General features: G+C 43.1%; 15 protein-coding genes. 10 read left to right on the forward strand and 5 right to left on the reverse strand.

The window, feature by feature from the left end:
• Window positions 1–11 precede the first annotated feature (11 nt).
• From FTT75_RS03990 to trpB, 4 genes are all read left to right on the forward strand, one after another.
• Window positions 12–395, forward strand: a complete 384-nt coding sequence (locus tag FTT75_RS03990; protein ID WP_005170643.1) for a hypothetical protein — start codon at window positions 12–14, stop codon at window positions 393–395.
• A 21-nt stretch (window positions 396–416) separates the two neighbouring features.
• Entirely contained in the window at window positions 417–1,268 is an 852-nt protein-coding gene (locus tag FTT75_RS03995; RefSeq protein WP_005170644.1) for a MoxR family ATPase, read from the forward strand.
• A gap of 13 nt (window positions 1,269–1,281) precedes the next feature.
• Window positions 1,282–2,469, forward strand: coding sequence for a VWA domain-containing protein (locus tag FTT75_RS04000; RefSeq protein WP_100357027.1), 1,188 nt, complete (start codon window positions 1,282–1,284; stop codon window positions 2,467–2,469).
• 103 nt (window positions 2,470–2,572) lie between these two features.
• Window positions 2,573–3,781, forward strand: a complete 1,209-nt coding sequence (gene trpB / locus FTT75_RS04005; RefSeq protein WP_005170649.1) for a tryptophan synthase subunit beta — start codon at window positions 2,573–2,575, stop codon at window positions 3,779–3,781.
• A 126-nt stretch (window positions 3,782–3,907) separates the two neighbouring features.
• Here trpB and FTT75_RS04010 read toward each other — a convergent pair whose 3' ends face one another.
• The 3 genes from FTT75_RS04010 to FTT75_RS04020 form a co-directional block, all read right to left on the reverse strand.
• Window positions 3,908–4,339, reverse strand: coding sequence for a CBS domain-containing protein (locus FTT75_RS04010; protein ID WP_005170650.1), 432 nt, complete (start codon window positions 4,337–4,339; stop codon window positions 3,908–3,910).
• 104 nt (window positions 4,340–4,443) lie between these two features.
• Entirely contained in the window at window positions 4,444–4,824 is a 381-nt protein-coding gene (locus tag FTT75_RS04015) for a DUF2750 domain-containing protein (protein ID WP_005170652.1), read from the reverse strand.
• Between the two features lie 151 nt (window positions 4,825–4,975).
• Entirely contained in the window at window positions 4,976–5,209 is a 234-nt protein-coding gene (locus FTT75_RS04020) for a hypothetical protein (RefSeq protein WP_005097069.1), read from the reverse strand.
• 224 nt (window positions 5,210–5,433) lie between these two features.
• Here FTT75_RS04020 and FTT75_RS04025 point away from each other — a divergent pair, with 224 nt between their 5' ends.
• Together FTT75_RS04025 and FTT75_RS04030 are read left to right on the forward strand one after the other, a co-directional pair.
• The gene (locus FTT75_RS04025; RefSeq protein ID WP_035337940.1) at window positions 5,434–5,793 is read left to right on the forward strand and encodes a hypothetical protein; all 360 of its coding nucleotides are present in this window, start codon (window positions 5,434–5,436) and stop codon (window positions 5,791–5,793) included.
• 97 nt (window positions 5,794–5,890) lie between these two features.
• Window positions 5,891–6,214, forward strand: coding sequence for a hypothetical protein (locus FTT75_RS04030; RefSeq protein WP_005170656.1), 324 nt, complete (start codon window positions 5,891–5,893; stop codon window positions 6,212–6,214).
• On the opposite strand, the gene FTT75_RS04035 is transcribed toward FTT75_RS04030, so the two are convergent.
• A complete protein-coding gene (locus FTT75_RS04035; protein WP_180185929.1) occupies window positions 6,138–7,715 on the reverse strand; it encodes a pitrilysin family protein in 1,578 nt (525 codons plus the stop codon). The two genes, FTT75_RS04030 and FTT75_RS04035, sit on opposite strands and share 77 nt — an antisense overlap.
• Before the next feature lie 11 nt (window positions 7,716–7,726).
• Window positions 7,727–9,121, reverse strand: coding sequence for a pitrilysin family protein (locus FTT75_RS04040; RefSeq protein ID WP_180076432.1), 1,395 nt, complete (start codon window positions 9,119–9,121; stop codon window positions 7,727–7,729).
• Window positions 9,122–9,300: 179 nt separating this feature from the next.
• Between FTT75_RS04040 and ftsY the strand changes: the two genes are divergently transcribed.
• The 4 genes from ftsY (at window position 9,301) to FTT75_RS04060 (ending at window position 12,909) form a co-directional block, all read left to right on the forward strand.
• Window positions 9,301–10,407: a signal recognition particle-docking protein FtsY gene (ftsY, locus tag FTT75_RS04045; RefSeq protein ID WP_180185930.1), complete on the forward strand. Its 1,107-nt coding sequence runs from the start codon at window positions 9,301–9,303 to the stop codon at window positions 10,405–10,407.
• Between the two features lie 173 nt (window positions 10,408–10,580).
• Window positions 10,581–11,270, forward strand: coding sequence for a nitroreductase family protein (locus tag FTT75_RS04050; protein ID WP_005097060.1), 690 nt, complete (start codon window positions 10,581–10,583; stop codon window positions 11,268–11,270).
• Window positions 11,271–11,461: 191 nt separating this feature from the next.
• The gene (locus FTT75_RS04055; protein ID WP_005097059.1) at window positions 11,462–12,055 is read left to right on the forward strand and encodes a nitroreductase family protein; all 594 of its coding nucleotides are present in this window, start codon (window positions 11,462–11,464) and stop codon (window positions 12,053–12,055) included.
• A 200-nt stretch (window positions 12,056–12,255) separates the two neighbouring features.
• Window positions 12,256–12,909, forward strand: a complete 654-nt coding sequence (locus FTT75_RS04060; protein WP_074383185.1) for a DUF2057 domain-containing protein — start codon at window positions 12,256–12,258, stop codon at window positions 12,907–12,909.
• The last annotated feature ends 521 nt before the right edge of the window (window positions 12,910–13,430 follow it).

Genomic DNA, 13,430 nt, shown 5'->3' on the forward strand with positions numbered 1-13,430 from the left:
GGAGTTGTGAAATGAATGGTTATGTTGCTGTCTTAGACTCAATTCCTGAACAGAGCATTGCTGTTGCGGTTTATCTGCTGGGCAGCCTGATTGCTTTATGGTGCTGGTATGGCGTAACCAGGCGCCTGCCTAAGCCACTGGGTGGTTTTTTGTGGATTTTAGGCTTTGCCATTCTATTGACACCGACGGTATCCGAGGGGCCGAATGCCTCTATCGCACCTGCAATCTTTGGCTTGCTGTTTGGTGTGTTGACCAAAGAGCAAGCTCTGATTTGGATTAATGCGTCACTTATTTTATTTGTCATTGGGATTGGATCTGTGATTGGCTATTGCTGGTCGACCTATGTGTCGAACAAGGGCAATCTTCGTGTTCACAAGAAAAGTTCACCGTTGTAAGTAAAAAAATAAGGTTAAATCATGTCTGCTGATCATCAACAATTTTCAGGTACAGCTCAGTACATTGCGACTGACAGTTTAAAGTTGGCGGTTAAAGCTGCCCGTAGTTTACAAAAGCCGTTATTGGTCAAAGGTGAGCCTGGTACAGGGAAAACTTTATTGGCTGAGCAGGTAGCAGAAAGTCTGGGCCTAAGACTGATCACCTGGCATATCAAGTCCACCACCAAGGCACAGCAAGGCCTGTATGAATACGATGCGGTGTCGCGCCTGCGTGATAGTCAGCTTGGTGATGACCGTGTCTATGACATCAAGAACTACATCAAGCCGGGTAAACTGTGGGAAGCATTTACCAGCGAAGAACGTTGTGTCTTGCTGATTGATGAAATTGATAAGGCAGACATCGAGTTTCCGAATGACTTGCTACATGAACTCGATAAAATGTCGTTCTATGTGTACGAGACCGGGGAAACCATTACCGCAACCCAGCGTCCAATCGTCATCATTACCTCAAATAATGAAAAAGAATTGCCCGATGCATTCCTGCGCCGTTGTTTCTTCCACTATATCGAATTTCCGGATGAAGCGACCATGCGCGAAATCATCGATGTACATTTCGAGAATATCTCTGCCACATTGGTCAATGAAGCCTTGCAGGTTTTCTTTAAATTGCGCCAGATTCCGGGTGTGAAAAAACCACCATCAACATCTGAGCTGATTGACTGGCTCAGCCTGCTCATGGCTGACGACATGCCGGAAGATATTTTGCGCAATACTGATAAATCCAAAGCGATTCCACCCTTGTACGGCGCCTTGATCAAAAATGAGCAAGATGTACAGTTGCTTGAACGTCTAGCCTTTATGTCACGTCGTTAAGGGAGAAACACGCATGTTTGTGCGACTGTTTTATACCTTACGCAAATACGGCGTACCGGTCTCAACCCGTGAGCTGATCGATTTGAATCAGGCGGTTGCGGCTGGACTGGTCTTTGCCGATCAGGATGAGTTCTATCAGCTGGCCAAAACTGTAATGGTTAAGGATGAGCGCTATTTCGACAAATTCGATCGCGCCATGAAAGACTATTTTGATGGTATCGCGACCTTTGATCTGGATGAACTGCTGAATCAGGTGCATAAGCTGCCCAAAGACTGGTTCGATCTTGAACTGCTTGAAAAGCATTTGACTCCTGAACAGCGCGAAGAGCTGAAAAAAGCCGGATCATTAGAAGAGCTGATGAAAATGCTGGAAGAGCGCTTGCGCGAACAGCATAAAAAACATCAGGGTGGCAACAAGATGATTGGTACCGGCGGCACTTCGCCTTTCGGTGCCTATGGCGATCATCCGGAAGGGGTGCGTATTGGTGGGCCGGGACGGAAACGCTCTGCGGTGAAAGTCTGGGAGCAGCGTCAATATCGCAACCTCGATGATGAGCAGATTCTGGGAAGTCGTCAGATGCAAATGGCACTGCGCCGTTTGCGTAAATTCGCGCGTCAGGGTGCAGCCGAAGAGCTGGATATCGATGGCACGATTCGTGAAACCGCCAAGCAGGGTATTTTAGACGTACAGCTGGTGCCTGAGCGCCGTAACCGCATTAAGGTGCTGATGCTGTTTGATGTCGGCGGTTCCATGGACTCACATATTGCCCAGTGTGAAAAACTGTTTAGCGCAGCCAAAACCGAATTTAAAACCCTGGATTATTTTTATTTCCATAACTGCCTGTATGACTATGTCTGGAAAGACAATATCCGTCGTTCCAGTTCACGCATGAATACCTGGGATTTACTCAATACCTATGGTCGCGATTATCGGGTAATTGTGGTCGGTGATGCCAGTATGGCGCCTTATGAAATCACCTCGGTCGGCGGCTCGGTTGAATATATGAATGATGAAGCAGGACAGGTCTGGCTACAGCGTCTGCGACAGCATTTTGATAAAACCGCATGGCTGAATCCCGAAGAAGAAAACTATTGGCATTACACGCATAGCATTGGTTTAATTAAGCAAATCTTTGAAGATCATATGTTTCCAATGACTTTGAAAGGCATTGAAGATATGACCAAATATCTCGCGCGTTAATTTTATTTTTCTGTTAGTGGCTTTATCTATAATTATGAGTGGGTTAACCACATTATTTTAGGATAAAGTCATTTGTTGTACATTCCAAAGTTCAGGAATTATTATGGCTCATCAAATTAATGGTATTGCTTTACCCAATGAGGACGGCTTTTTTGGTCAATATGGCGGTCAGTTTATTCCGCCCGATCTAAAACAGGCGATGGACGATATCAATGTCGCTTATCAGGAAATCCGCCATACTCCAGAATTCCAGAACGAGCTTAAAGACCTGTTTGCCAACTATGTGGGTCGTCCAAGTCCTTTATTTCATGCCAAGCGTCTGTCAGATCAGTTAGGCGGTGCACAGATTTATCTGAAACGTGAAGATTTAAATCATACAGGTGCACACAAGATCAATCATTGTCTGGGTGAGGCTTTGCTGGCCAAATACATGGGCAAGACCAAAGTCATTGCAGAAACTGGTGCGGGTCAGCACGGCGTCGCATTGGCAACTGCCTGTGCCTTGGTTGGGATTCCATGTGAAATTCACATGGGTCAGGTGGATATTGAAAAAGAGCATCCAAACGTCGTAAAAATGAAGATTCTGGGTGCGCGCCTGATCTCTGTGACGCGTGGTACAGCAACCCTGAAAGATGCAGTTGATAGTGCATTTGAAGAATACTTGAAAGACCCGAAAAATTATATCTATGCCATTGGTTCGGTGGTGGGGCCGCATCCATTTCCAATGATGGTACGTGATTTCCAGTCCATTATCGGTGATGAAATCAAAGTGCAAAGTAATGACCGTTTTGGTGCAAACCCGGACTATGTGGTGGCCTGTGTTGGCGGTGGTTCCAATGCAGTGGGTGCATTTACCGCGTTTTTAAATGAACCGGAAGTAAAGCTGGTGGGCGTAGAGCCGGGAGGTCATGGCCTGGACACCGATATGCATTCGGCGACCTTAACACTGGGTAAACCAAGTCAATTGCATGGTATGGCCTGCTATGTGCTGGAAGATGAGCAGGGTGAACCTTTACCGGTACATTCGATTGCTTCTGGCCTGGATTATCCTGGTGTGGGGCCGCAACATAGTCTGCTTAAGGATTTGGGCCGGGTCGAGTACACCACCGCCACCGATCAGGAATGTCTGGATGCTTTCATGACCTTGTCGCGTGTAGAAGGTATTGTGCCGGCTTTAGAAAGTTCACATGCAGTGGCCTGGGCAATTCGTGAAGCAGGCAAATTGCCAAAAGAAGTCAAGATCGTGGTCAATCTTTCTGGTCGTGGTGATAAAGACTCGGATTATGTGGCAGAAAAATTAGGTCTAAACTGATTTTATCCAAAACACGAGTATAAAAAATCCCGGTTATATACCGGGATTTTTTATACATTCAATCGAAGCTTGATCTTCAGTTATTTAAATGCGCTTCAAATATTGGAGAGAAAGCCAGAGATGCTTTTAACCTGAAATATACTGCTGCAGCTGTTCAATGAGTTTGCGTTGATCATCCATTGCTGCCTTGACCAGATCTCCGATTGAAATCAAACCGATCAGTTTTTCATTCTCCACTACTGGTAAGTGCCGCAGGTGACGTTCAGTCATCAGCGATAAACAGTCTTCTACGGTGGTAGATGTGGTTACGGTAATCACTTTAGAGGTCATGATCTCGTTAACCGTGGTGTCGAATGAGGTTCTTTGCATCAGGGCAATTTTACGGGTGTAATCTCGCTCTGACAGAATACCGACTACATTGTCTTCATGGGTTACCACAAGCGCCCCGATTCCTTTGTCGGCCATCAAGGTGATGGCTTCTAGAACTGTAGAATCTGGACGGATGGTATAAATAGCTTGATGCATTTTTTCATTGAGCACCTGTGCCACATTGGTCATGCTTAATCATCCTTACTGGTCAATTTATTATTAATCCTAGAGTATGCATTCAACCTGAACATCTCTAAGTGTTTAGGTTTTAGTCTTTATAAATAACATGTTATTTAAGCAATGTGCAGTCTTTGTTCAGAAAAAAATAGATGACGCATTTGTGCAGCAGTCAGTTTGAGTCTGGTGCCATTGGTATTACACAGGGCTGGCGTAACATTCAGTCGTGACAGGGTCGGCAATAATGCATTTTCAAAATCTTCAGAGTTGATTTTACGCGGGATATAATCCGGCCAATGCTGCTTGGCGTAGTTTTTGGCATCCAGTGGATTCAGCCAAAAGGGAAAAATACAGTCTTCCTGATCGCGCATCATGGCCCAGCCTTGATGATATGCGCCCCATAGCTCGCCACAATTCCTTAGGGATTTCAGCATGGTGATCTTGAAAAGAGACTCTTTACAGATCGGATCAATTTGAATAATTTTTCGTGGTTTCATTAGAATAAAGTGCAATTAAGTGTCTGGCTCTATTCTAGGAACTTTGTATGAAATTACTGTTTCAGCTTTGCAAGATTTCGTAAGAGAATATGTATTTATTGCTATTTATCGAAAAAAGAGCGGAAAAAAACGCCACCTAGGTGACGTTTCATCATGCTTGCAGGGTGGCCATGTTTTGCCAGTACTGCGCTTTGAGTGAATCCCGTTCTACACGGAAGCCTTGATAATAAAGTTCTGCTAAAAAAAGCGCCGCTTTACCATGACCTGCACGAGCTGCATCTTCAAGCTGTTTTACCGCATCCACAAAGTTCATTTGGGATTGGATGGTATTCACGGCATCTGCATACAGATGTTCCAGATCGTGTTGAGAGAGTTGTTGTATCATATAAAAACTCCTTAATTTTAATTATGATTACAGGACAGACTAATCAGTCTAAATACAAATATAACTTAGTATTGTTAAACTAATATTACAAAATAATGGAAAAGTCAACTATTCGATTTTATTCGTTTACTTTAGTTATAGTTTACATGACTAAACTATACACACTTATAAATATTATTAAGATAAATTGTAAATAGAGATCAAACAATAAGGAGAAAGCCATGATGACAAGAACTTTAGATGGTGTGAACTTTGATATGCCACCAACTGCTGGGCAAATCCTGGAACTTGCACATTTGCATCGCAAAAAACTGGATGACGCTATATTTAGTAAATATACGCATCTGGGTAATTATGGGCTGGCACAACGTAAAGAGGTGTATGACTTTACCCGTGCTCTGGATGTCAATCAGCGTGAGCAGTTCTATAAACTCTATAATGGCGAGTTGGTTCGAATTGCAGATGAAGATCGCCTGCATCCCCCTGAAGCAGAAGCGGGGTTAAGTAAATTTGCTGTTGCACTGGTATTGGTGATTGTAGCATTGGTGCTGTATTCAACTATTCTGAGCAGAATGATGAGCTAATCCGCAGAGTCGTGGGTTTTAGCCCTGCTAAATATGGCGCTACTGACTTGAACTTATATAAACCTAACCATACACTACCTTTAACTTGAGGTAGTGTATGTCTATAGATACAGAAAAGTTAATTCAATGGTTCAGCAGAATCAAGCTGGAACAGATTTATAATATTGTTGTCATTTTTATGGTTGTGGTAATTTTATTTTTAGCCGCATTGGCTCTCTATCGTCCGCTTAACATCTCTCAAATCACCCAGATTCGGCAACTTTCTGAACAGCAAAATTTGCCCCAAACTCAGGATCTGGCACTGGCTCTGTTAGAGCAGCAGCACATCCGTCGTGGGCAGTATCTTAAATTGATGCAGGCCTATCAGCAGGAGTCTCTGCGGGCGCGTCAGCTGCCACCGCTCTCGGTGGAGATGCCTTAGGCACAGGGTTTGCTGGCAAATTGAAATTGGCATCCATTAAATTCTGCTCCAAGCGCATTTTCAAGGCATCTTTATCCAGTTCTTTATTGACCACGACAAGCGTTAGGCGGTCTGGATGTAAATGTTTGCGTATTGCATTTTGCACATCCTTTGCGCTAATTCTGGCCAGACGTTTCGGATAACTGGATAAATAATCATTTTGCTCCCTATAAAAGCCCATATTGCCTAACTGGGCATTAATGGTGGCATTGCTGCTGTAATTGTTAGGGAAGGCGCGCAGCATGCCTGCTTTGGTTTCTTCCAGACGTTGAGTGTCAATCGGTTGGCTGACAAAATTGATAAATGCCTGATGTGCAACCTGAATACTCTCTAGTAGCTGATCCTGCCGTGTAGAATATTTAAAGCTGAATACTCCGGGTGCCTGACTAAAGCTGAATGAGCTATAAGCGCCGTAGCTAAAACCACGTTTGACCCGCAGTTCCTGCATGAGTACCGCATTAAATCCACTCCCGCCAAACATGCGGTTGGCGACTTCTAGGGCCAGTCGGTCTTCAGTAAAGCGTGATGGCCCTATATGTCCAAAAGTGATATGCGCCTGAGACGAGTTATAGGGTAAATGCACCACTTCAAAACCAGATTTAATTTCAGGCTGTGGTAATGCAGCTGCTTTTTGACCTTGAGTTAAATTGCCGGCAATCCGTTCTGACAGTTCCAGCGCCTGTTTGGGGCTGAGTTTACCGGTAATAGCAATATTCATATTTTGCGCCACCAGAAACTGATCACGGAATTGTTTTAATAATTCGGCATTAATTTTCTTGGTACTGCCTTGGGTGCCACTGATTGGTTCTGCATAAGGATGCTGACCATATAGAGTACGATAAAAACGAATATCCATCAGCCGGCTTGGATTTTCCTGTAATTGCTTTTGTCCCACTTGGGTATTGCTTAAAGCCAGATTAATACTGGCGGGTTTAAATGACGCATTCTTTAGAACTTCCATCATCATTCCGAGTGCCGGTTCCAATTTATTTGGATCTGAAAGCGTACGCAGCCGAACCACAAACATGTCTCGATAGGCCTGTACGCTAAATTGTGCGCCGGCTTGGTCAAAAATTGCCGCCACCTGATTCGCACTATATCTGTCTGTGCCTTCACGCATCAGCCTGGCTGCCATGCTGGACAGGCCATAGAGTCCTTTAGTAATTTCTTGATCACGCGCCGAGCCGGCATTAAAGGTCAGCTGGATATCCACCATTGGAAGATCTTGGGTTTCAACAAATAGCGTACGTACCTGATAGCGATTGTTCAGGTCGTGAATATACGGTGCCTGAAATTCACGCTGCGGATTGAGATTTTTCAGGCTTTGCAACAGAGGGATAGACTGTAACTGACTCGGATTATCGTTTTGATCGGGTTGAGGGTCCAGATAATTTTCTGCATGAACAGCAGAAGCAAAACTTAAAATAAAAATAAGTAAAAAAGGGCGAAGATGATGACGCATTGCAATCCCCATTATTGGGCTTTTTGTTCAGGTGAGAGATAAAGTGTGCTGAGATTGTCTCGGACGAAATAGGCATTGGCGACACGCTGGATATCCTGAACGCTGACACTTTCAAAATGCTTGGGTAGTTCATCCATCAGCCGATAACTCAGTCCATTGACTTCCAGATTGCCAATCATTTTGGCCTGGCCGGCAATATCATCCTGACTATAAATCAAACTGGAGATAAAGCGGGTGCTGATACGATCTACTTCCTGTTGGGTCATGGCGGTGGTTTTGAGTAAATCCACTTCATCCTGAATCGCTTGTTGTGACTCTTGCAAAGATACGCCTGGCGCAGGTAAGGCAGAAATGCCAAACAGGCTGTCACCACGATTATAAGGATCATAAGAAGCGCTGACAGAGGTCAGAATTTTACGATCACGCACCAGACGGTCTTGCAGGCGTGAAGAAATGCCGCTGTCCAAAAGGCTACGAATAATGGTCAAGGCATACGCATCTTGGGGGTTTTTGGCAGTGCCGAGGGATTTCACATTCCAGGTCATGTACAGATTGGGCACCTGAACATTACTGTTAATTTCCATATGCCGATAGCCTAAGCGTTCAAACTCCAGCACATCATTACGTGGCGGTGTTGGACGCGCGGGAATATCTCCAAAATATTTTTGCACTTGCGCTAAAGCCGCTTCCGATTCCACATTTCCAACAATTACCAGAATGGCATTATTGGGGCTATACCAGTCCCGATACCATTTTTTGATATCATTTAACTGAATATTGTTCAGGGTTTTCATATGTCCAATCACCGGTTGGCGATAATGGCTGGTCGGATAACTGATCCATTTAAAGCGTTCAAAGGCCTGAGCGCGCGGGTTGTCATCGGTACGCTGGCGCCGTTCTTCCATCACCACTTTAATTTCTGGCGCAAAGTCCTGCTGCCGCAGTAATAAATTGCTCATGCGGTCAGATTCAAGTTCCAGTGCCATAGGGAAATAGGCCTTAGGATAGAGCTGATAATAATTGGTGTAATTGGTAAAGGTGGCGGCATTGATGCTACCGCCATAAATCCGGCTCAGACGGGTAAATTCGTCATTTGGAACTTTATGCGTACCTTTGAACATCATGTGTTCAAGTGCATGCGAGACCCCCAGAATATTGCCAGATTCATCACTGCTGCCGACTTTGTACCAGATCTGGGTCATCACCATGGGCGCACGATGGTCTTCCCGAATAATGACTTTTAATCCATTACTTAAAGTGGTTTCAAAAGTGGTGCGTGATAATTCACTACGAGTCTGGGCTTGGGCCTGATTAATACTTAATCCCAGCAATAGGACACCAAGTGGATAAAGCGTTTGTTTAATCATTCTGGAAAAAGAGGAGACAGTCAAAAAGGTAGCGGACACTAGATCTCCCAAAAAATAGGCATTTGTATTTAGGGTTATTTTTAATAAATGCGGAGATGAAAGCAACCAAGAGCTGTAGCTTTTTGGTATGTTTGTCCAGCATTTGCATTGCTAGCTGCAAAGCAGGCAAGTTATGGTAGAATCTGGGTTTTTAACGCAATGCTTTTCAAGGATTCGGCATGCAACAGCAATCTAATGGGCAAAACAAATTTTTGATTGATGCTGATATCGGAGATGATGATGTCACATTACCGAGCTTACCTGCGGTCAATGTGCCTATCGTAGAAACGCCAAGCGAAGCAGCTGTAGTTTCTGCACCTGTCGTAACAGAAACTGAAAATGAAGATTCTGCGGCGAAAGGTGGCTTCTTTAGCCGTATGAAAGAGGGTTTAACCAAAACCCGTAAAAACCTTGCCGATGGGATGGTCAATATCCTGATCGGTGGTAAAGAAATTGATGATGAATTATTAGAAGAAGTCGAAGAGCAGCTGCTGGTGGCCGATATTGGTGTGGAAGCCACCAAGACCATCATTGCTAACCTGACTGAGCGTACCGAACGTGGTGACTTGATCTACTCGCATTCACTGTATAAGGCGCTTCAGGAAGAACTGGTGGCTTTATTGGCACCCCGGGTAAAATCGCTACACATTGATCCGAATAAATCGCCTTATGTGATTTTAGTGGTCGGTGTAAATGGTGTAGGTAAAACCACCACGATTGGCAAACTGGCCAAACGTCTGCAAGGTGAAGGCAAGACTGTCATGCTGGCGGCAGGTGATACTTTCCGTGCAGCTGCAACGGAGCAGCTACAGATCTGGGGTGAGCGTAATAATATTGCGGTCGTGGCTCAAGGCAATGGTGCAGACTCGGCTTCAGTGATTTTCGATGCTTTTGAAAGTGCGCGTGCCAAAGGCGTAGATGTATTAATTGCTGATACAGCTGGTCGTTTGCATAACAAAGGTCATTTGATGCAAGAGTTGACCAAAGTAAAACGTGTCATGCAGAAAATTGATGCAACTGCACCACATGAAGTGATGTTGGTTGTCGATGCCGGAACAGGTCAGAATGCCATTAACCAGGTCGAAATGTTTGATGAGGCGGTAGGCCTAACCGGTTTGACCATTACCAAGCTCGATGGGACTGCTAAAGGTGGTGTGCTGTTTAATATTGCCAGTCGTACTCATGTGCCGATTCGCTTTATTGGTGTGGGTGAGAAAATTGATGACTTGCGTCCTTTCTCTGCCAAATCTTTTGTTGCTGCATTGTTTGAAACTGAAAATAAATAATGCGTGATAATTCACACAAACTCCGCTAAGTGCGGAGTTTGTTGTTTTTGAGGGGTTTGAATGCTTTAAAAATCAGCTAGAAAATATGAACCAGATCTATCTACCGTAATAAAGCCATTATACTTGTATGGGATTATTCGAGCTGTTTTAGCTGGGTTTTGTGGGGGGAAGAAATGGCATTGCTAAATAAAATTGGTCAGGTATTAACAAGTGATATAACCAAGGACTTTAAATTTTCGAAAAAAAACAAACCTGATGATGATTTGAAACTGACTTTTGTTGATCAGTTGAAAAAGCGCCGTAGTATTTATGAACTTGGCAAGCGGGTACATTATAGTCAGGCGTATCTGAGTGAAATGCTTCAGGCAGCAGTTCGCAGTTGTCCTTCAGCCTATAATTCCCAAAGTACGCGGATTGTAGTGTTATTTGCGGATTCTCATTATAAGTTTTGGGAACTTGTCAAACAGGTTCAACGCCAGCATGTGCCCACACATATTTACGAAGGTGCAGAGATCAAGTTAAATCAGTGTGCCGCGGCATATGGCACGATTTTATTTTACGAAGATCAAGCCGTGATTCAGCAACTACAAAAGAAAATGCCGCTCAATGCAGAAGATTTCCCGATCTGGTCTGAACAGACATCAGGAATGGCGCAATTTGCCGTATGGACTGCACTGGCAGATTCGGGTTTAGGTGCATCTTTACAGCATTATAATCCGCAGATCGACACTTTAGTCGCCGAGCATTTTGACATTGAAAAGAGCTGGTTGTTACGTGCCCAACTTTGCTTTGGCTCGATTGAGCAGGCAGCAAAAGAAAAATTAGAACAGCAAGATCAGCACTTTTTTAAAGTATTGGGTTAAAAACCGATGAAGGACGGTATAGCAGCATGGATGCTGCGAATGAAATCTAATACAAATATTCTATTCAGATCTAAGTCTGATTGTTCTATAAATAAAACACATTGTTATGGGAATGCACCTGTTTTAAGTGCTCAAAACACGTAGTATGACTTTATCAGTTTTTAATAATCAAAATACATAGAGGTGAATTTATGGCATTTTTAGATCAAATCAAACAGCGCCGAAGCATTTATACCATTGGGAAAAATGTGAGCCTGGAGCAGGCTGAAATTGAAAATCTCATTAAAGATGCAGTTAAACACAGCCCATCATCTTTTAACTCGCAAACTTCTCGTGTGGTAATTTTATTTGGTCAATCACATGATACTTTCTGGCATATTGTGCGTGAAACCTTGCGTGATCTTGTTTCGACAGATGCATTTGAAGCAACCAATAATAAAATTAATGGTTTTGCAGCAGGTTATGGCACCGCATTGTTTTATGAAGACCAGAATGTGGTGAAATCGATGCAAGAACAGTTTGCACTCTATGCCGATAACTTCCCGGTCTGGTCAGAGCATTCTTCAGCCATTGCGCAGTTTGCAACCTGGACAGCTTTGGCAGAGAAAAATATCGGTGCCTCGTTGCAGCATTACAATCCAATTATTGATGAAGAAGTTGCACAAACTTTTGAAGTCCCATCGCACTGGAAGCTTCGCGCACAATTAGTTTTTGGTTCTATTGAAGCACCTGCGGGCGAAAAAACCTTTATGGATGATGCGGAGCGTTTTAAAACCTTTGCATAAATCGGGTTTCAGCTAAAAAGAAGTGCTTTTGTGCTTCTTTTTTTATTTGTACTGGCTAAATAGCAGATAATTTAAAATTGCCAGTCAAATAAATGCTAAAAGTTCAGGTGAAATAAGAGAAGTTTTTGTCATAAAATTGTCATTTCGACGCGGCATAGTGCAGCTCAACTTTAATAATTAACTTGAAATGAGTAGATGATATGGATTTTCGTATTGCGGCAACTGTAGCGGCACTGTTGTTTAGTACCTCGGTTTTTTCAGCGGTGACTATTACAGTACCTGAAGAAATTAAGATCGTTGCGGTAAATAATCAGGAAATAAAATCAAGTCTATTACGTTCTAATTCAACTTATAAACTGGATGCTGGAATGAATAATATCAGCGTCCGCTATAATGAGTTTTTTCAGCACTCTGATAATTCACATGACATTTTAAAGTCGGGAGTGCTTACTGTAAAAACTCCAGAGCTTAAAGATGGTGAAACCTATCGTTTAGCGTTAATTAATGCACCTCAGAATTTTGACGAAGCTAAAAAGTACCAGGATCAGCCCATCATTGGCTTATATGATGCAAAAAATCAGCTGCTTGTTCAGCAAGCGGGCGCTAAAGATGCAGCGAGAACATGGTTTGCAAATAATGTATTGACCAAAACAGTCGAGATGAGTAGCAAGTCAGCAACATCACTTAATCAACCAGCACCTGTATATGCTCAGGCAGCTAGTGTAGCTACGGTCGCCACTCCTCAAACTCAATTCGTCGGGCAGAATGATCAACAACTCATTCAATTATGGCAAAAGGCCTCCAAAGCTGAACGTCAAAAATTTATGACTTGGTTGGCTGAACAGACGAATTAAAAGATAAAGTATGAAGGATCAAATGGTATTGATGCTTTTTTAATAGGTAGAGTGCAGAGATTTATATTTGGTTATACTTTTAATGCAAAAAATCTGGAAAATCTCTCAGAAAAGGCTAAAAATAACATTTTAGATTAAAAAATAAACGTACAAGTCACTTTTTTGAATCTTTTTGAGAAAAGCCCTTGCGCTTGTTTCTAAAGTGTATAGAATACGCTGCATCAAGGCGATACAGCAAAACGAACTTAGCTGATTAAGTTAGGTTGTTGTGTGAGTTGCCTGGTAGCTTGTTTCTGACGAAGAGCAAGAAGATCATTAAGAGATTATGAAGAACAACTTGTGTGGATTTTTACTGGTTGATCAATCGAAATTATTTTCATTGATTGATGGTAGAAATGACTCGAAGTTTATTTGAGAAATATTTGTCAGAAAATTGATGAGCCAAGATTGGTGTCCTTTAGGCACTACTGATTTTAAACTGAAGAGTTTGATCATGGCTCAGATTGAACGCTGGCGGCAGG

It is taken from the genome of Acinetobacter sp. YH01008 (genome assembly GCF_013420435.1).
Taxonomy (GTDB): Bacteria; Pseudomonadota; Gammaproteobacteria; order Pseudomonadales; family Moraxellaceae; genus Acinetobacter; species Acinetobacter pseudolwoffii.